A 20120-nucleotide genomic window follows, 5' to 3' on the forward strand; every position below is an offset into this window, starting at 1 on the left:
ACGCCCTACGAAAAAGACACATCGGCCACAAGCCCTGAAAGGGCGGAACCGTATACAATTATGCCCTTTCAGGGCGCAAATTCAGATTGCTGTTTTTACGTAGGGCGTTGCCCTACGCTATATAATTAAGCCCTTTCAGGGCACCCCAATAAATATATAATTGTAAGGCTTTCAGCCTAACTGCAAAATTCCTATTTAACCGCTAAATTCCCATTTAACGAATGAAATATATAAATAAAGAATTATGAATAAAAGACCATTTATCATCTTATCAGCTTTTCTGTTGCTATTTTCCTTGATAGAAAAAGGGCAGGCTACAGAAACTTACCGTCCCGAGACATCGGTTGCCGGATTCATCCAGCTTCCCGGTAGCGGGCGACAAGTCTATAATTTCAATCCGGGATGGCGCTTTTTCAGAGGCGATGTCCGGGGAGCAGAAGCGGTAAACTTTGATGACCGTTCCTGGAATGTCGTTTCCACCCCTCATACCGTAGAGTTGATGCCGGCCGAAGGAAGCGGATGCCGCAATTATCAGGGTCCGGCCTGGTATCGTAAGCACTTTGTCCTCCCCGCTGAAACAAAAGGGCAACGGGTAGTGCTTCATTTTGAAGCAGCTATGGGCAAACAGATTCTTTATCTGAATGGTAAACGCATCCAGGAACATCTGGGAGGTTATCTGCCTTTTACTTTAGACTTAACCGCCAATGGCGTACAGGCCGGAGACTCCTGCCTGCTCGCTGTTTTCACGGACAACAGTGATGACAAATCCTATCCTCCCGGAAAACGTCAATATACATTAGACTTTGCTTATCATGGGGGCATTTACCGTGATGTATGGATGATTGCCAAATCTCCGGTAGCTATTACCGACGCTATTGATTCACAAACCGTTGGCGGTGGAGGTGTATTCGTTCATTTTGATAAGATCAGTGAAAAGAGTGCGCAGGTATATGTAAACACCGAAGTTCAGAATGACGACGCCCGTTTCGAGTCAGTCACTGTAGAAACGACTTTGACAGACGCGGATGGAAAAGTAATCAAACGCAGTTCAGGAAAACTTTCTTTAAAGCCGGGAGAGAAGAAATCCATCCGTCAACAGATGGAAGTAAAGAATCCTACTCTTTGGTCTCCGGACACTCCTTATTTATATAGAGTACAATCACGCATTAAAAAAGGAAATAAATCCATTGACGGAGGCATTACCCGTGTCGGTATTCGTCTGGCAGAATTCCGTGGTAAAGACGGATTCTGGCTGAATGGCAAACCTTTCGGACAACTGGTAGGAGCCAATCGCCATCAGGATTTTGCATACGTAGGCAATGCTTTGCCGAACTCACAGCAATGGCGTGACGCCAAACGTCTGCGTGATGCCGGATGCACCATTATTCGTGTAGCCCACTATCCCCAAGACCCTGCCTTTATGGATGCCTGTGACGAGCTCGGCCTGTTTGTGATTGTCGCTACTCCGGGATGGCAGTACTGGAACAAAGACCCGAAATTCGGGGAGTTGGTTCATCAGAATACCCGCGAAATGATTCGTCGTGACCGTAATCACCCTTCCGTATTGATGTGGGAACCCATCTTGAATGAAACCCGCTATCCGCTCGATTTTGCCTTGAAAGCTCTTGAGATTACCAAAGAAGAATATCCCTATCCGGGACGTCCGGTAGCTGCTGCCGATGTCCATTCTGCCGGAGTGAAAGAGCATTATGACGTTGTTTATGGCTGGCCGGGTGATGATGAAAAAGAAGACAAACCGGAGCAATGTATCTTTACCCGTGAATTCGGGGAGAATGTAGACGACTGGTATGCTCACAACAATAATAACCGTGCCAGCCGCAGTTGGGGAGAACGTCCGTTACTGGTACAGGCTATGTCTTTAGCAAAGAGCTATGACGAGATGTACCGCACAACCGGTTTGTTTATCGGTGGTGCCCAATGGCATCCGTTCGACCATCAGCGTGGCTATCATCCGGACCCTTATTGGGGCGGCATTTATGATGCTTTCCGTCAGAAGAAATATGCGTATGAAGTATTTCGCAGCCAGTCGCCGGCCAGCCTCCAACACCCATTGGCAGAATGTGGACCGATGATATTCATTGCTCATGAAATGTCACAGTTCTCCGATAAGGACGTAGTTGTATTCACAAACTGTGATTCAGTCCGTCTTTCTATTTATGATGGAACGAAAACCTGGACGAAACCGGTGGTTCATGCCAAAGGGCACATGCCGAATACTCCCGTTATATTCGAGAATGTCTGGGACTTTTGGGAAGCACGCGGATATAGCTATACTCAAAAGAACTGGCAAAAAGTGAACATGGTTGCCGAAGGAATCATCGACGGAAAAGTGGTATGCACTCAAAAGAAAATGCCTTCCCGACGTTCCACCAAACTACGCCTTTACATAGATACCCAAAAAGTGAACCTGGTAGCTGACGGCTCCGACTTTATCGTCGTAGTTGCTGAAGTAACCGATGATAGTGGAAATGTGCGCCGTCTGGCAAAAGAGAATATCGTTTTCACGGTAGAAGGTGAAGGAGAAATCATCGGAGATGCTACTATTGGCGCCAATCCCCGTGCGGTGGAGTTCGGCTCCGCTCCGGTGTTGATTCGTTCTACCCGGAAAGCCGGAAAAATAAAGGTGAAAGCCCACGTACAGTTTGAGGGCACTCAAGCTCCGACAGCTACTGAAATTGAACTGGAAAGCGTTCCTGCAGAACTTCCTTTCTGTTATGAAGAACAGACTTATGAAATACAAAGGACAACACCGTCCACTCTCAATGTAAACCCGGGCAAAGAATCATCTGAAGGAAAAGTGCAACTGACAGAGGAAGAACGCCAACGGGTGTTGGATGAAGTAGAACGTCAACAGACTGAATTTGGAACTGAAAAATAGTACGATAAAAGTGATTAGCAGGTTAGTGATAAGTGATTAGCAGGGTGATCTGCCAACTTGTTTTTTATATGTTACTAAAGCACTATTCAAAAAAAAAGACTATCTTTGAGTACGTTTAATTCCAATTATAGCCATCAATGAGAAAACGGAATATTCTAATACTATTACTATCCATGATAGGCATGTATGCTTTTGCCTATCCAAATATGATTGTAGAACACTACACGGCTGAACGTGGTTTGCCTAATAATATCGTAAACTGTACATTAAAAGGACAAGACGGATTTATCTGGTTTGGTACCTGGTATGGACTATGCAGCTTTGACGGAAGTAAATTCCGTTCCTACGATAATCATGACGGCTTTTATTCCACAGACATTCCGCCGCGTAAAATTCAGCGCATCGTAGAAGATAAGAATGGTTTTCTGTGGATTAAGACTATCGACCGTAAACTCTATCTGTTCGATAAACGGCATGAGAGCTTTCATGCCGTCTACGATGATGTGAAAGAATATTCCGAGAACATTCAGATTATCAAGATTCAGACGACCGAAGACGGCGACGTATTGTTGCTGACAAAAGATAAAAGTCTTTTGCGTGCGTATACCGACAAGGAAGGTAAAATAACGATGAAACAATTGCATGATTCGCGTCCTAACGTGAACGTGTACGACATGCGTCTGAAACACAACATATTCTGTGAAACAGCCGAGTTTATCAATTGGATCGGTATGGATTATCAGATTCTGTCCCTACGGAAAGGGGAAGCGCTGAAAGACAAACCTGCCGACTTTATACAGAAAAAGGTATCTGCCAACCCGGATCAGTTTACTTGTGCCTCTTATAATTCTAAATTCTTATGGTTGGGAGACAAGAAAGGCCACATTTATAGCATTGATCCGCAAAACGGAGTTGTCAACCGTTACGAGATACCGGAAATCAAACAGCCGGTTTCTAATTTGCTGGTAACGGAATCCGGTCTGATGTACATTACCACCAACGAAGGAGCATACGAGTACAATATCGGCTACAAGCAGTTGACCAAACTCCCCTTTACCATCCCCGAAAAAGACAATGGAATTATATTCTATGATAAATACGATAAGGTATGGTTTCAGGAGGGTAACCAGGCATTGACCTATTATGACCCCCTGAACAGGAGCCATCATCGCTTTACATTCCCTAATCAGAACGCAATCGGCAATTTTGAAATGCAGGATGCCGGCGAACAGGGCATGTTCTTTATGACTCCGGGAGGAGAAATTCTTCTATTCGACAGGGAGAAACTGGAAATGACCCGTATCAACCAATTGAAGCCTTTCTCCGACGATCTTCCCAATCAGCTTTTCTTCCATCTTCTGCTGGATAAAGATGGCATCCTTTGGCTGGCATCTACGAGCAGCGGAGTATACAGGCTTAATTTCCCCAAGAAGCAATTCCAACTGTTGACAGAAGTTTCTCCATCTCCGGTAGTGCCCGAGAGATCGACTTCCTGGAACCAGGGAATACGTGCTCTCTTCCAAGCGCAAAATGGGGATATTTGGGTAGGAACCCGCTGGCAAGCTCTGTATCGCCTGGATCGTAACGGACAAGTGAAACAAATCTTCTCGGATAAGAACTATCTATTGGGAGCCGTATATCATATTATGGAAGACAAAGACGGTAATCTTTGGTTTTCCACCAAAGGAAACGGGCTTGTCAAAGCCGAACCGGACATGAATTCACCGCACGGGTTGCGTTTTACCCGTTATATCAATGACCCCAAGAATCCGAATTCTATCAGTAACAACGATGTGTACTTTACTTATCAGGACAGCCAGGGGCGCATTTGGGTAGGATTACTGGGAGGAGGTCTGAATCTAATTTCCGAAGAGAACGGAGCAATTACCTTTATCCATAAATACAATGGCTTGAAACAATATCCTGCATACGGTCTTTATATGGAGGTGCGTACCATGACGGAAGATGAAGACGGACGTATTTGGGTAGGAACAATGGATGGCCTGATGTCTTTCGACGGACATTTCACTGCCCCCGAACAGATCCAGTTTGAAACGTACCGACAGGTCAGCGAAAATTCAAACGTAGCGGATAATGATATTTATGTACTCTACAAAGATACTGATTCGCAAATCTGGGTAAGTGTATTCGGAGGCGGTTTGAATAAATTAGTCCGCTATGATAAAGAAAAGCGTGAACCGATCTTCAAATCATACGGCATACGCGAAGGAATGAATAACGATGTAGTCAAGTCCATCGTAGAAGATAAAAACGGTAACTTGTGGTTTACAACGGAAATTGGCTTGTCTTGCTTCAATAAAGCTACCGAACAGTTTCGTAACTACGACAAATACGACGGTTTCCTAAATGTGGAATTGGAAGAGGGTAGTGCCCTCCGTACCTTGAATGGAGATTTGTGGATTGGTACCCGGCAGGGAATCCTGACATTCTCTCCCGACAAACTGGAAACATTGCATACGAACTACGATACACGTATTGTTGACTTTAAAGTTTCCAACCGCGATCTGCGTAGTTTCCGCGAATGTCCGATCCTGAAAGAATCCATCACATACGCCAAAGCAATCGAACTGAACTACAATCAATCCATGTTCACGATTGAATTTGCCGCATTGAATTTCTATAATCAGAACCGGGTATCTTACCGATATATACTCGAAGGATATGAAAAAGAATGGCACTATAACGGAAAGAATCGTATCGCTTCTTATACCAACGTACCTCCCGGAGACTATACATTCCGTGTAGAAACCGTAGATGAAGCCAATCCGGAGCTGGTTTCCAACTGTACATTGGCTATTACTATCCTTCCACCGTGGTGGTTGAGCTGGTGGGCAACCCTTATTTATGTAATTCTAGGTTTGGCAGCTCTCTATTTCAGCCTGCGCCTGGCTTTCTTCATGCTCAAAATGAAGAATGATATTTATATCGAGCAAAAGGTATCGGAGATGAAAATCAAGTTCTTTACCAATATCTCCCATGAATTGCGCACTCCTTTGACATTGATAAAAGGTCCGATACAGGAACTAAGAGAACGCGAAAAGCTCTCTCCGAAAGGATTGCAATATGTGGATCTGATGGAGAAGAATACCAATCAGATGCTGCAATTAGTGAATCAGATCCTTGATTTCCGGAAGATTCAGAACGGCAAGATGCGTTTGCATGTGTCATTAATTGATTTTAATGAAATGATAGCTTCTTTCCAGAAAGAATTCCGGGTACTTTCCGAAGAAAACGAGATCAGTTTTACTTTCCAGTTGCCGGATGAACCGATTATGGTATGGGCGGACAAGGAGAAAATGAGCATTGTTATCCGCAACATCATATCCAACGCATTCAAATTCACTCATTCCGGAGGAAGTATTTATATAACTACCGGATTGACAGACGACGGTAAACGTTGTTATGTACGGGTGGAAGATAACGGAGTAGGTATTCCACAAAATAAACTGACCGAGATTTTCGAACGCTTCTCGCAAGGAGAGAACGCGAAAAACTCCTATTATCAGGGCACGGGTATCGGATTGGCACTTTCAAAAGAGATCGTCAATCTGCATCACGGACAGATTCGTGCCGAAAGTCCCGAAGGACAAGGAGCGGTGTTTATTGTAGAACTCCTGATGGATAAGGAACATTACCGTCCGTCGGAAGTAGACTTCTATGTGGGAGATACGGAGACAGCCCCTGTTTCGGTAGAACAAGATCCTGTTGCAAATGCCATATCCGAAGACGGAACGGAAGAAGAACCGGAAATCGACGCTTCATTACCGACCCTTCTGTTGGTGGAAGATAACAAAGACCTTTGCCAGTTGATAAAGCTTCAGCTGGAAGACAAGTTCAATATCCATATTGCCAATAACGGAGTGGAAGGTTTGAAGAAAGTACATCTGTATCATCCGGATATTGTAGTGACCGATCAGATGATGCCCGAAATGGATGGGCTTGAAATGTTGCAATCCATCCGCAAAGATTTCCAGATTAGCCATATCCCTGTCATTATCCTGACTGCGAAGAATGATGAAGGCGCCAAGACCAAAGCGATCACTTTAGGGGCGAACGCCTACATCACCAAACCTTTCAGTAAGGAATATCTGTTGGCACGTATCGACCAGTTGCTTGCCGAACGGAAACTGTTCCGTGAACGAATCCGTCAGCAAATGGAAAACCAAACAACGACCGAAGAAGACAGCTACGAACAATTTTTGGTAAAGAAAGACGTACAGTTCCTCGAAAAGATACATCAGGTCATTGAAGAAAATATGGACGACAGTGACTTTAACATTGACACCATAGCATCCGGTATCGGATTGAGCCGTTCGGCATTCTTCAAGAAACTGAAGAGTCTTACCGGCCTGGCACCCGTTGACTTGGTAAAAGAGATTCGTTTGAATAAATCTATCGAGCTAATTAAAAATACGGATTTAAGTGTTTCCGAAATTGCTTTTGCTGTCGGATTCAAGGATTCGGGATATTATAGTAAGTGTTTCCGGAAAAAATATAATCAGTCCCCTCGCGAATATATGAATGAATGGCGGAAAGGAGAGAGATAACCGATTACAAAATGCTTTCTTAATCGTCCTTTTAGAAACCTAATTAAGATTCGAAAGAATGAACAACATTAAGAAAGTATTATCAGCGTGGATGCTGGTTGCCTGTGTACTACCTGTGGCAGCCCAGTATCCTGTAATTCCGGACTCGGTAAAAGCAAGAGGAGCAAAACAAGAAGCGGAGTTTGAACGAAAATCGGATGCGGCATGGGAAAAAGCTTTGCCGACAGTGTTAGAAGAAGCAAAGAAAGGTCGTCCCTATAAGCCTTGGGCCTCGAAACCCGAAGATTTGATAAAAAGTAATATCCCGGCTTTCCCCGGCGCGGAAGGCGGAGGCATGTATACTCCCGGTGGTCGTGGCGGTAAAGTGATTGTGGTCACTTCGCTGGAAGATTCCGGTCCCGGAACATTACGCGAAGCCTGCGAAACAGGAGGTGCACGTATTATTGTATTCAATGTAGCGGGAGTGATTCGTTTGAAAAGCCCGATTAGCGTACGCGCCCCTTATGTAACGATTGCCGGACAAACGGCTCCCGGAGATGGTATCTGCGTCACCGGACAATCTTTCCTGATCGATACACACGATGTCGTGATTCGTCACATGCGCTTCCGCCGCGGTGCGCAGGACGTAGCTTTCCGTGATGATGCAGTAGGAGGGAATGCAGTGGGGAATATCATGGTAGACCATTGCTCCGCCAGTTGGGGATTGGATGAAAATATGTCTATCTACCGTCATGTATACAACAGAGGGGCAGACGGACACGGGCTGAAACTTCCGACGGTAAACATTACCATCCAGAATTCTATTTTCTCTGAAGCATTGGATACCTACAATCATGCTTTCGGTGCAACCATCGGTGGGCATAACAGTATGTTCTGCCGTAATCTCTTTGCTTCCAACATCAGCCGGAATAGTTCGGTAGGTATGGACGGCGATTTTAACTTCGTCAATAATGTTGTTTTCAACTGGTGGAACCGTTCCGTAGACGGAGGCGATCACAACAGTTTCTACAATATGATAAACAACTACTTCAAACCCGGTCCGATCACTCCGATAGGTAAACCGATTTCTTATCGTATTCTCAAACCGGAAGCAGGACGTGACAAAAATAGACCGCTTTCATTCGGAAAAGCATACGTAAATGGAAATATTATCCATGGCAATGCCAAAGTTACAAAAGATAACTGGGACGGAGGCGTACAACTTAAAGAAGAGGTGGACGCCGCAAAGTTTCTGCCGCTAATTAAATCGGACGAGGCTTTCAAAATGCCACCGGTAACTGTAATGGATACCAAAAAAGCTTATACCTTTGTATTAGATAATGTAGGAGCTAATTTTCCGAAACGTGACGCAGTAGATGCACGTGTCATTAAGACCGTACAAACAGGAAAGGCCATTTATGCGAAAGATGCACCGGAGTTTGTCTCTCCTTACGTGAAGAGACGGTTACCGGCTGATTCTTACAAACAAGGTATCATCACAGATATTCGTCAGGTAGGCGGACTGCCCGAATATAAAGGTGAAGCGGTAGTAGACTCGGACGGCGACGGTATGCCGGATGCTTGGGAAGTTGCCAACGGATTGAATCCGAACGACCCGGCTGACGCAAACATGGACTGCAACGGTGACGGATATACCAATATTGAAAAATACATCAATGGCATAGACACCAGAAAGAAAGTGGACTGGACAGACTTGAAGAACAATTACGATACATTGTCTAAACGGAAAAGTCTGTTGTAACCGGATGAAAAGAGATTAAAGTTTATTGTAATGAATATACAAGTAAGAACGATCCTTTTAGGATTATTGAGCATTGGGTTTGTGCAAAGTTATGCGCAAACCTTTGCTTTACAGGTTAAGAATGACCAGATCACTTACCTGAATGATGATCGGGGAAACCGGATTCTCGATTTCTCTACATGCGGATATAAATCCTCCGAACAGGATATTCCTTCTGTCCGTAATGTGGTATTTGTACCCTGGAAAGCCGGAGATAATACTGCACGTATTCAACGTGCCATTGATTATGTAGCTTCGCTGACTCCTGACGCTTCCGGTTTTCGGGGAGCCGTATTACTCGATCAGGGAGAATTTTCCCTGTCCGGCAGTATTCGTATCTCCGCATCCGGAATTGTATTGCGGGGAACGGATAAAGAAAAAACAATACTGCTGAAAAAAGGCGTAGACAGAGGTGCGCTTATCTACATGGAAGGAATGGACGACCTGAATGTACAAGACACATTGAAGGTGTTTTCCCACTATGTTCCGGTAAACGCGAGAACATTGGAAGTCGCTTCGGGTGTTTCTCTGAAAAAAGGAGATCGCGTCATGGTTACCCGTCCTTCCGGCAAAGAATGGATTGCCTCTTTGGGTTGTGATATTTTTGGAGGAGGTATCAGTGCTTTGGGATGGAAAGAAGGTGACATGGATCTGACTTGGGACAGAACAGTCTGCGAAGTAAACGGCAACCAAGTAACACTGGATGCTCCGCTGACCGTAGCTTTGGATGCCAACTATGGAACTTCTTCCCTGTTGACTTATCAATGGAACGGACGTATTCATGATTGTGGCGTAGAAAATATGACACTGATTTCTGATTACGACAAGCGTTATCCTAAAGACGAGGATCATTGCTGGACAGGTATTTCCATTGAGGATGCGGAAAACTGTTGGGTGAGACTGGTTAATTTCAAGCATTTTGCAGGAAGTGCTGTAATTGTTCAGCGTACAGGTTCCAAAATTACCGTTGAAGACTGTATCTCGAAAGAACCCGTTTCAGAAATCGGAGGGATGCGTCGTTGCACTTTCCATACGCTGGGACAACAAACTTTATTTCAACGCTGCTATTCGGAACAGGGTATTCATGACTTTGCTGCCGGATATTGCGCAGCCGGTCCCAATGCTTTTGTACAATGTGATTCGTACGAATCTTTGGGATTCAGTGGCTCTATTGATGCCTGGGCATGCGGACTATTGTTTGACGTAGTAAATATCGACGGTCATAACCTGACTTTCAAGAATTTGGGACAAGATAAAAACGGAGCCGGTTGGAATACGGCAAACAGTTTGTTTTGGCAATGTACCGCAGCGGAAATCGAATGTTATGCCCCGGCAAAAGATGCGATGAACCGTGCATACGGTTGTTGGGCACAATTCTCCGGTGACGGTGAATGGGCACAGTCCAACAATCATGTACAACCTCGCAGTATTTTTTATGCTCAATTGGGAGAACGGTTGAATAAAGAATGTGCAGAACGTGCACGTATTCTTCCTAGAAATACAAGTGCAACCAGTAGTCCTACAGTGGAAGTAGCTATGGAACTCGCTAAAGAAGCATATAAACCACGGTTGACGTTGGAACATTGGATCGGTGATAATAAGTTTGCTCCTTCGGTGGCATCAACCGGAGTAAAATCAATCGATGATATTAAAGAGAAAAAGAGCGCTGCGCTTGCAAATTCTTCTTCTTCTTCTTCTTCTTCTGCTGCTGCTTCTGCTGCTAAATTATTAACCCAACCGGAAGTAACTGTAACCAATGGACGTATTCAGATGAACGGTGCTCTATTGGTGGGAGGCACTCATACCACCCCTTGGTGGAACGGAAAGCTCAAAACCAATTATCTAAAAAAGGCAAGTCCGGCCATCACCCGCTTTGTGCCGGGACGCGAGGGATTGGGATTAACCGACCGCATTGATTCTGTAGTCGACTTTATGAAACAGAAAAACATTCTTGTTTTCGATCAGAATTATGGTCTTTGGTACGATCGTCGCCGGGATGACCACGAACGGGTTCGCCGTCGGGATGGTGATGTATGGGGACCTTTCTATGAACAGCCATTCGGTCGTAGCGGTCAGGGAACAGCATGGGAAGGATTGAGCAAATATGATTTGAAACGCCCTAATGCATGGTACTGGAGCCGCTTAAAAGAATTTGCAGAAAAAGGAAATAAGGACGGACTGCTGTTGTTCCATGAAAACTATTTCCAGCACAATATATTGGAAGCCGGTGCGCATTGGGTAGATTCTCCATGGAGAAGCAGCAATAACATCAATCAGACCGGATTTCCTGAACCTGCTCCATTTGCCGGAGACAAACGAATCTTTGTGGCGGATATGTTCTATGATATCAGTCATCCTGTTCGTCGTGAATTGCACAGACAATATATCCGTCAGTGCCTGAATAACTTCGCAGACAATTCGAATGTTATTCAGTTGACAAGCGCCGAATTTACAGGCCCGTTGCACTTCGTACAATTTTGGTTGGACGTGATAGCTGAATGGGAAACTGAAACCGGGAAGAAAGCAAAAGTGGCATTGAGTACAACGAAAGACGTACAGGATGCAATCCTTGCAGATCCTAAACGCGCTGCCGTAGTAGATATTATTGATATCCGGTATTGGCATTATAAGACGGATGGAATCTTTGCGCCGGAAGGCGGAAAAAATATGGCGCCACGTCAGCACATGCGAAAGATGAAAGTGGGAAAGGTAACTTTCACAGAAGCATATAAAGCTGTCAATGAGTATCGTCAGAAATTTCCTCAAAAGGCAGTAACATTCTACGCACAGAATTATCCGGCTATGGGATGGGCTGTATTCATGGCAGGAGGTTCATGTCCTGTAATTCCGTGTACAGATAAAGCGTTCCTGAAGGATGCAGTAGCAATGGAAGTGGAAGAAACAAATACGGATGAGTACAAGAAAATGGTAAAATCTGATATTGGAAGTATCATTTATTCCAAGTCCGGAACAGAAATTCCTGTTCAATTATCGTCCGGAAAGTATGTATTAAAGTACATTCATCCTGCTTCCGGAAAGATTGAAACGATAAATAAATCGCTGAAAATAAACGGTTTATACAATCTAAAAGTGCCAGATAAGAAAGAAGGTATTTATTGGTTCCATAAGTTATAAAGCAGGAATCCCGTTGAAGACCATTCAGCGGGATTTTTGCTTTTTATTGGTAATTTCTAGTAAAAGAGTGTTATAAAACATGATACTTGTTTTTTCAATCCACAAACCAGATTTTACCTAACGTTGCGGTCGATACTGCTTAGTTTTGCAACATCAAATCAATCGAATTAATGCTATGATGGAACAAACTAATCATTCAACCGACACTTTGCTCGCTTCTTTTCAAGCGGGAAACATGGCAGCTTTTTCACAGCTGTATAACTTGCACATCAACGTCCTTTTTAATTACGGATTGAAGTTGACCATTGATAAAGAGTTACTGAAAGATTGTATTCATGACATCTTCGTGAAACTCTATACAAAGAAAGATGAATTAGGAACAATCGATAATTTGAGATCTTATTTATTCATCTCCTTAAAGAATAAGTTGTGTGATGAACTTCGCAGACGTATGTATATGTCTGATACGGCAGTAGAAGAAGTTAGCATATCCACTCCTACAGATGTAGAAGATGATTATATGGAAGAAGAGCAACGCAAGAATGAATTTTCATTGGTTAGACGTCTGCTCGACCAATTATCTCCCCGCCAACGTGAAGCGCTTACATTATATTATATAGAAGAAAAGAAATACGAGGATATTTGCGAGATTATGAATATGAATTATCAGTCTGTACGCAACTTGATGCATCGCGGATTGACAAAATTGCGTAGTCTGGCGAGTTAATTTTAGTAAAAAGGTAAATGGGTTGAGTACATAGACAGGATAACGCCGTCCTACTTATGTAAACGCTTAAAAAGGATGCGATATGTGCTCAAAGGTAATGGATTTTTTGACGGATGATGATTTTATCAACTATGTGCTGGGTGTAACTCCGCAATCAGCTTCCCAATGGGAAACTTATTTCAGAGAGCACCCGGAAGAGATGGCAGATGCAGAAGAAGCTAAAGCTGTATTATTGGCTCCGGCAAATGTAGACTGTGGCTTCTCAATAGTTGAAAATAACGAATTGAAAGATAGGATTATTAGTAGTATAAAAGATTTTTCGGGTATTTTGTAGATAGGTTAGTATAGTTAAGATAAAGTAGTTAGGTTAGTTAAGGCATTAAAAGATTGACGCGGCCTTTCACAGGAGGTTTAATTTTAAACACTGTGAAAGGCTGCGTTTTTTATTTGTCCTATTCAGGTTTATCGCCAGATTCCTGAATATCGAAAGCACTACTGAAACTGACTATTAATACGATACATCCGCCCAATATGCCGATAAGCATATAAGCGATACGGATATCGAACGCCTGCGAGATGGCACCGATAAGCAGGGGAGCAATCAGCAAACCTATAAAACTGATGCTTGACAGAATGGTAAGTGCAATACTGACCGGTGTTTTTGATTTGGCTCCCACGAAGCTGTACAAAGTAGGCACAATGCAGGAAATACCCAAGCCGACCAGCATGAAACCTAAAGAATTAATGATTACTTTCATAGCCATAGATTCGAAAACTCCTCCTAACAGGGCAGAAACAAAAAAGCCGATACAGATAAAGCTGCCCGCCAGTTGCAGGACTTTCTTCTTTCCCCAAAGCTGATAAGCGTAGTTAGTCAGGAAGCGGCCCGTTGCCATCATAATCATAAATACAAGAAAACCGATTTGCAATGATTTAGGTACGTGAACCACTGATTCGAAATAAACGGCACTCCAGTCGAACATTGCGCTTTCTACAATCAGCGCGAACAGTCCGACAAGTCCTAACTGCAAAAGTAACATTTCCGGTTTTTGAAATAACAGGCGAAAACCATTGGGAGCTTTGGCTGTATTTCTTTCCTGCGTCTTTGTATCAGAAACTTCCGCTTCCTGCGGTGCGCTCTCCTGCAAATATTTCCGCCCGGAAAGTGCAATTATAAGGATGATGATAAATATCAGTGTGTAATGCCAGATAGGGGAGACTCCTGCCAAAATCATTACGAAGCCGATAAGTGCTCCTGCACATGCCCCCAGACTCCATCCTCCATGAAAAGTGGCCATAATGGTTTTACCATACAAACGTTCCACTTCAATGCCTTGTGTATTGAATGATATATCACATAAATTCCAGCACACACCGAAGCAAAAGAGCAGAAAGCCTAAAAGATAGACCTCATGAGCCAGTCCGACACAAAGCAGGGATGAAGCGTATCCCAGGATACTGACCTGTACCATGCTCCGGCTTCCTAACTTCGAAACAAGATAACCAGCCAAGGGGATCGCAACAAATTTTCCGACAGGGATCATAAATAAAATCAGTCCCCAGTAGAAAGCATAATTTGCAGCAAAAACGTCTTTAAAATCAGGGATTCGGCTAGCCCAACTTGCCATACAAAGTCCTTGAGCGAAGAAAAAAGTCAATATGGCAAAACGTATTCTCTCTTTAGGATGCGTAAATTGGTTATTCATGCATTTTTTATTTTTAATCGCGGCAAAGGTATCTATTTTTTTTGTACTTTTGCGCCCGATTTAAAAATATCATATTCATGAAGACAGGCGAATCTTTATTATCCATAGGTAAATTTATTGCAGAATATTCAGCCCATTTAATGGGGGCCGGAGTACACACCTCGCGGGTGGTACGCAACACAAAGCGTATTGGAGAGGCTTTCGGACTAGATGTCAAATTAAGCGTATTTCATAGAAACATCATTCTGACTATTATAGACAAAGAAACAAACGAGGCTTGTAACGAGGTCATAGACATTCCTGCACACCCGATCAGTTTTGAACATAATTCAGAGTTAAGCGCATTAAGCTGGGAAGCAGTAGACAATCATTTGTCATTGGAAGAACTGAAAGACAAATACAAGAAGATTATTTCTGCTCCGCGGATACATCCGCTTTTCGTTTTACTACTAGTAGGATTTGCCAATGCGTCTTTCTGCAAATTGTTCGGCGGTGATTTAATTTCGATGGGAATTGTGTTCTCGGCTACCATTACAGGATTCTACCTGAAACAACAAATGCAGGCAAAAAAGATCAATCATTATGTTGTATTTATAGTCTCGGCTTTTGTTGCTTCCCTGTGTGCTTCCACCGCGCTGATTTTCGACACAACTTCGGAGATTGCCATGGCAACCAGCGTGCTTTATCTTGTACCTGGGGTGCCTTTGATTAATGGCGTGATTGATGTAGTAGAGGGATATGTATTAACAGGATTTGCCCGTCTGACAGAGGCTTCTTTGTTGATTGTCAGCATCGCTATCGGACTTTCCTTCACATTATTAATGGTAAAAAATAGTTTAATTTGATATGATAGCACTTGACATTCTTACGGATGGATTTTTTGCAGCAGTAGCAGGTATAGGATTTGGTGCAATTTCCGATCCTCCTTTGCGTGCATTCAAAATGATTGCCATACTGGCAGCACTGGGACACGCCTGTCGTTTTTGTTTGATGACCTATTTAGGCGTGGATATTGCCACAGGTTCGTTGTTTGCCGGATTAGTCATCGGCTTCGGTAGTTTGTGGTTAGGGAAAAAAGTATATTGCCCGATGACGGTATTGTACATTCCGGCGTTGCTTCCCATGATTCCGGGAAAGTTTGCATACAACATGGTATTTTCACTTATCATGTGTCTGCAAAATGTGAATGATCCGGATAAGCTGGACAAGTTCATGTCGATGTTCTTCTCTAATACTCTGATAGCAAGCACAGTGATTTTCATGTTGGCGGTAGGAGCTACGTTCCCGATGTTCCTGTTCCCACATAGAGCCTTTTCATTAACAAGACACTAAAACGAACTTTTATGGAGATTTTTTGGAGAACAATTGCATATTATAATTCAGCTACCTGGCTGTTACAGATAGTTATCATTCTGATTGGTATTGCATTGACCGGATTGCTTATCGGCCGACCACGTCCGTGGGTGAAAATGGCGATGAAGTTCTATATGATAGGCCTGTATACGTGGATTTCTCTGGTCTACTATTATATCTACTGTGAAGAGCGTAGTTATAATGGAGTAATGGCTATGTTTTGGGGTGTGATGGCTATCATTTGGATATGGGATGCGATTACGGGATATACTACCTTCGAACGTACCCACAAATATGATTTGCTGTCTTATGTCCTGTTGGCAATGCCTTTTATATACCCTTTGGTTTCATTGGCACGCGGTCTCTCATTCCCGGAAATGACTTCTCCGGTCATGCCTTGTTCGGTAGTGGTGTTTACTATCGGATTATTATTGCTGTTTGCACAAAAGGTCAATATGTTTTTGGTATTGTTCCTTTGCCACTGGTCGCTGATCGGATTATCCAAAACTTATTTCTTTCAGATTCCGGAAGATTTCTTGTTGGCAAGTGCCACAATCCCCGGCTTGTATCTTTTCTTTAGGGAGTATTTCCTGAATAATCTTCATGCAGATACCAAGCCGAAAGCCAAATATATCAATTGGCTGTTGATAAGCGTTTGCGTCGGACTGGCCGTGTTGCTGACTACTACTATGTTTTTGGAATTGGTTCCGAAAGGTTAATCCGGAAACATAGAAGATATTCAAATCAAAAAAAGAGGCCGTTCAAAAAAGCCTTGATCTTATAAAATCGTCCTTACTACGATAGACTGTAGTAAGGACGATTTTTCTTTTAGGAACTTTGAGAACAGTTTCTTTTATATATCGTATCGTTTACTTAATTGCGTAGAATATCCGTAAGGCATATTGCATCACTGCATCAGGCAACCATTTTTTACTCTTCGCAAACAATACCTGTATCCAAGGACCTACTTTCGTCCGAAAAGGAGGATTGGTACATTCCACTATCTTACAGATGGCAGCACCCAACTTCCGCGGATGGCATCCATTACGTTCTTCTTTTTCTATAATCTCCAATGATTTCAGAAAACTTTCTCCATAATCGGCATCCAGTCTTGTCTGTTCGGAGATATTCCGGTTATCAGTAAATCCGGTGTTAAAGTCTCCCGGTTCTACTACACAAACCTTTATATGGAACGGATGAACCTCTAAAGCCAATGCTTCGCTATATCCCTCCACAGCAAATTTCGAAGCAGAATAAAATCCCTGATAGGGGATTCCCATTACACCACCGATAGAGCTGATATTGATAATCTTTCCTTTTCGTGCCTTTCGCATAGATGGCAAAACGGCTTTACACATATTCACTACGCCGAAGAAGTTTGTATTCATTTGTATATTCACTTCTTCTTCAGTGGCAAGTTCCAATGCACCACCAATACCTATTCCGGCATTATTAATCAATACATCAATCCGTCCTTGCTCCAATAGAATCCGCTCTACGGCCTGACAAACGGAAAAGGAATTGGTAACATCGACAACAAGCATCTTTACTTGATTCATGTCTTCGGAAGGTTTCCGGCTTGTTCCATAAACGATGTGCCCTTGTTCCGATAACATTTGGGCGGTAATCTTACCGAATCCGGAAGATGCTCCGGTGATAAGTATGACTTGTGGTTGCATATTTTTTATTTGCGGTATGGTACTAACTGCTCAATTATCATTTCTGCAAGATAGCAGTCATTTCTTCCCGCCAATCTTCACCATTCTTCGGTTGGAACGTTTCAAATCCGAGTTCCTTGCCTATATGGATATTCGAAGCACCGTCATCTACAAATAAAGTTTCGGAAGGAATGATATTGCAATCATTTACCATAAATTCGAAAATTTCGGGCGCAGGTTTCGTATGACCGACCTCATAAGACAAATATAGTTTGTCACAATAATCATTCAGCGGCTTTTTCTTCGATGAGAAATCAGAGCTGCATGCCCACGACATAACAAAAGGATTGGTATTACTTAAAATATACACATGATAGGACTTTCTCAATTCCAATATATAATCGAGTTTATTTAGATTCACTTCATTGAAAAAGCCCAGCCATGCCTGTTTGGTTTCCTCCATCGTCAATGGACGGCCACATAAATCCCCCAGTTGTTTCCGAAACTCATCCGCACTTAGCTTTCCTTCTTCCAGTTCTTGAAAGATGCCGGTCTGGTGATATTTATCCAGCCGGGTATCAGCATCTGCCAGTCCCAGTTTGATAAATGCCTGAACCGCTTTGTCACGATCAATATCTACAATCACTCCTCCAAAATCAAATACAATGTTTTTAATCATGATATATAATTTTCTTGTTTGCTACAAAGATACGGCTTATCTTCTTAATTAGCAGTGCACAACGGCTTGATATTTGTCAAAAAAACATAGTGACGCTATCCTTGCCAAATAGTGTCACTATCACACCCGGATAGCGTAGCTATAAGGAGAGGATAGCGTCACTATACTTTTTGTATGACTTAGGGAAGGATAAATACCGATTATTTTTTATATTTGCAAATCCAATCAATCCTTTGTAAAGACAAAAATAGAGTTATGAATAACCTTCGAATTTTATTGTATATGATGCTCCTTTCATTGGCTGCATGTCATCCGGAAGGAACGAGTGTGAAGCAAGGGTTAGGCAAAGCCGCACAACTCATGGCACAGGACCCTGATACAGCATCCATTATTCTTGAGACTATTCAGTCAAGCCAAATGAATGAGGCTCAACTGGCAGAGTATAATTTATTGTGTACCCAGCTCAACGAGGATAAAAACATTCCTCATTCCTCTGATAAGCAGATTAGGCAGGCGGCATCTTATTATGAGAAAAATGGCAATGAATATCAAAAATCCAAAGCATATTATTATCTTGCCTGTGTGGAAAGTGATCTGGAACAGAAAGAGGAGGCAGAAATCCACTTTAAGAAGGCAATCAAGCTTGCCAAGGAAACAGAGGAATACGACCATCTGGCAAAAATCTGCAAACGATGTAGTCTTTATTATCAGAAATACGGTAACTTTGATGAGGCACTGGAAATGGAGAGAAAGGCTTACGCCAGTCAGTTGATGTTGAATGACGGTAAAAGCGATTCTTCAGTAATTCTTTCTTCTGCTTTAGGAATGTTTGGTGTGATGTCTTTGTTACTTGGGCTACTCTGGAAGAAAAATCGGCACGCACTTTCCCAATTGGATCTTTTCAAAGAAGAAATACTGAAAAAAGATGTTGAATCGGATAAGCTGATTTTGCAATGTAACCATCTCGAAGAGAAGTATCAGTCTCTTCAACTACATATCTATGAAAGTTCCCCCGTTGTCTCAAAAGTACGACAGTTTAAAGAACGGAATGTTTTGTCTTCTAAAATCCCTTCTTTCTCCGAGAAAGACTGGACAGAGTTACTGCGACTTCAGGAAAACGTCTATGGACTTGTATCTAAATTGAAAGAAATAGGTCCGAAGCTCACAGAAGAGGATTTAAGGGTATGTGCTTTTCTGCGGGAGGGAGTCCAACCTGCTTGCTTTGCTGATTTAATGAAACTGACTACAGAGACGCTGACCCGGAGAATCTCCAGAATAAAAACGGAGAAACTGATGTTGGCAAATTCTAAAGAGTCACTGGAAGATATTGTGAAATCATTGGGGGATCTTTCATTTTGTGCAAGAAATTAATTATTATCTGGTAATGATTCATTATCTCCTTACTACATTTAAGGCTTTTCGTTGCAGAGATTAATGTTTTTTGGTACAGAAATTAGTAATCTTTTATGCAGTCGGGTAGTTGTCCCGTTATAACGGGACGATGGGCATCCTATAGGGTGACAAATGTCACTTTATAAGGTGATATTTGTCATTCTGTAATATGATTATCTGTCTTTAGAAGAATGAAAGTCATTAAAGATACGAAATTAAATAG

General features: G+C 42.8%; 13 protein-coding genes. 10 read left to right on the forward strand and 3 right to left on the reverse strand.

Annotation, left to right across the window (positions count from 1 at the left end; genetic code table 11):
- Positions 1-244 precede the first annotated feature (244 nt).
- The 6 genes from NQ505_RS17900 (at position 245) to NQ505_RS17925 (ending at position 13443) form a co-directional block, all read left to right on the forward strand.
- Positions 245-2899, forward strand: coding sequence for a glycoside hydrolase family 2 protein (locus tag NQ505_RS17900; protein WP_008999607.1), 2655 nt, complete (start codon positions 245-247; stop codon positions 2897-2899).
- Positions 2900-3036: 137 nt separating this feature from the next.
- On the forward strand, positions 3037-7467 hold the full coding sequence (locus NQ505_RS17905; protein WP_083852324.1) for a two-component regulator propeller domain-containing protein: 4431 nt from the start codon (positions 3037-3039) through the stop codon (positions 7465-7467).
- A gap of 58 nt (positions 7468-7525) precedes the next feature.
- Positions 7526-9208, forward strand: a complete 1683-nt coding sequence (locus NQ505_RS17910) for a thrombospondin type 3 repeat-containing protein (RefSeq protein ID WP_008999609.1) — start codon at positions 7526-7528, stop codon at positions 9206-9208.
- Between the two features lie 30 nt (positions 9209-9238).
- Entirely contained in the window at positions 9239-12382 is a 3144-nt protein-coding gene (locus NQ505_RS17915; RefSeq protein ID WP_008999610.1) for a DUF6298 domain-containing protein, read from the forward strand.
- A 175-nt stretch (positions 12383-12557) separates the two neighbouring features.
- Positions 12558-13109 carry an RNA polymerase sigma factor gene (locus NQ505_RS17920; protein ID WP_004296026.1) on the forward strand — a complete coding sequence of 184 codons (552 nt, stop codon included), beginning with the start codon at positions 12558-12560 and terminating at the stop codon, positions 13107-13109.
- 82 nt (positions 13110-13191) lie between these two features.
- On the forward strand, positions 13192-13443 hold the full coding sequence (locus tag NQ505_RS17925; protein WP_004309749.1) for a hypothetical protein: 252 nt from the start codon (positions 13192-13194) through the stop codon (positions 13441-13443).
- Positions 13444-13561: 118 nt separating this feature from the next.
- On the opposite strand, the gene NQ505_RS17930 is transcribed toward NQ505_RS17925, so the two are convergent.
- Complete coding sequence (locus NQ505_RS17930; protein ID WP_004318284.1) at positions 13562-14815, reverse strand: MFS transporter; 1254 nt, start codon at positions 14813-14815, stop codon at positions 13562-13564.
- A 77-nt stretch (positions 14816-14892) separates the two neighbouring features.
- Between NQ505_RS17930 and NQ505_RS17935 the strand changes: the two genes are divergently transcribed.
- Genes NQ505_RS17935 through NQ505_RS17945 form a run of 3 tightly spaced genes read left to right on the forward strand, consistent with a single transcriptional unit; the run spans position 14893 to position 16887 of the window.
- Positions 14893-15660 carry a threonine/serine exporter family protein gene (locus NQ505_RS17935; RefSeq protein ID WP_004296023.1) on the forward strand — a complete coding sequence of 256 codons (768 nt, stop codon included), beginning with the start codon at positions 14893-14895 and terminating at the stop codon, positions 15658-15660.
- A gap of 1 nt (position 15661) precedes the next feature.
- Positions 15662-16147, forward strand: a complete 486-nt coding sequence (locus NQ505_RS17940) for a threonine/serine exporter family protein (protein ID WP_004318282.1) — start codon at positions 15662-15664, stop codon at positions 16145-16147.
- Between the two features lie 11 nt (positions 16148-16158).
- On the forward strand, positions 16159-16887 hold the full coding sequence (locus NQ505_RS17945; RefSeq protein WP_004296021.1) for a DUF6064 family protein: 729 nt from the start codon (positions 16159-16161) through the stop codon (positions 16885-16887).
- Positions 16888-17037: 150 nt separating this feature from the next.
- Here NQ505_RS17945 and NQ505_RS17950 read toward each other — a convergent pair whose 3' ends face one another.
- Both NQ505_RS17950 and NQ505_RS17955 read right to left on the reverse strand, forming a co-directional pair.
- Positions 17038-17847, reverse strand: a complete 810-nt coding sequence (locus NQ505_RS17950) for an SDR family oxidoreductase (protein ID WP_008999611.1) — start codon at positions 17845-17847, stop codon at positions 17038-17040.
- 37 nt (positions 17848-17884) lie between these two features.
- Positions 17885-18505: an HAD family hydrolase gene (locus NQ505_RS17955; protein ID WP_004296019.1), complete on the reverse strand. Its 621-nt coding sequence runs from the start codon at positions 18503-18505 to the stop codon at positions 17885-17887.
- Positions 18506-18760: 255 nt separating this feature from the next.
- Between NQ505_RS17955 and NQ505_RS17960 the strand changes: the two genes are divergently transcribed.
- On the forward strand, positions 18761-19876 hold the full coding sequence (locus NQ505_RS17960) for a tetratricopeptide repeat protein (RefSeq protein WP_008999612.1): 1116 nt from the start codon (positions 18761-18763) through the stop codon (positions 19874-19876).
- Positions 19877-20120: the final 244 nt, after the last annotated feature.

The organism is Bacteroides sp. D2 (assembly GCF_025147085.1).
Classification (GTDB): Bacteria; Bacteroidota; Bacteroidia; order Bacteroidales; family Bacteroidaceae; genus Bacteroides.

Excerpts from the sequence above, each read along its gene's own strand:
- NQ505_RS17930 (WP_004318284.1), bottom strand. The coding sequence starts at position 14,815 with ATGAATAACCAATTTACGCATCCTAAAGAGAGAATACGTTTTGCCATA.
- NQ505_RS17900 (WP_008999607.1), top strand. The coding sequence starts at position 245 with ATGAATAAAAGACCATTTATCATCTTATCAGCTTTTCTGTTGCTATTT.
- NQ505_RS17915 (WP_008999610.1), top strand. The coding sequence starts at position 9,239 with ATGAATATACAAGTAAGAACGATCCTTTTAGGATTATTGAGCATTGGG.
- NQ505_RS17945 (WP_004296021.1), top strand. The coding sequence starts at position 16,159 with ATGGAGATTTTTTGGAGAACAATTGCATATTATAATTCAGCTACCTGG.
- NQ505_RS17925 (WP_004309749.1), top strand. The coding sequence starts at position 13,192 with ATGTGCTCAAAGGTAATGGATTTTTTGACGGATGATGATTTTATCAAC.
- NQ505_RS17920 (WP_004296026.1), top strand. The coding sequence starts at position 12,558 with ATGATGGAACAAACTAATCATTCAACCGACACTTTGCTCGCTTCTTTT.
- NQ505_RS17905 (WP_083852324.1), top strand. The coding sequence starts at position 3,037 with ATGAGAAAACGGAATATTCTAATACTATTACTATCCATGATAGGCATG.
- NQ505_RS17940 (WP_004318282.1), top strand. The coding sequence starts at position 15,662 with ATGATAGCACTTGACATTCTTACGGATGGATTTTTTGCAGCAGTAGCA.
- NQ505_RS17950 (WP_008999611.1), bottom strand. The coding sequence starts at position 17,847 with ATGCAACCACAAGTCATACTTATCACCGGAGCATCTTCCGGATTCGGT.
- NQ505_RS17910 (WP_008999609.1), top strand. The coding sequence starts at position 7,526 with ATGAACAACATTAAGAAAGTATTATCAGCGTGGATGCTGGTTGCCTGT.
- NQ505_RS17960 (WP_008999612.1), top strand. The coding sequence starts at position 18,761 with ATGAATAACCTTCGAATTTTATTGTATATGATGCTCCTTTCATTGGCT.
- NQ505_RS17955 (WP_004296019.1), bottom strand. The coding sequence starts at position 18,505 with ATGATTAAAAACATTGTATTTGATTTTGGAGGAGTGATTGTAGATATT.
- NQ505_RS17935 (WP_004296023.1), top strand. The coding sequence starts at position 14,893 with ATGAAGACAGGCGAATCTTTATTATCCATAGGTAAATTTATTGCAGAA.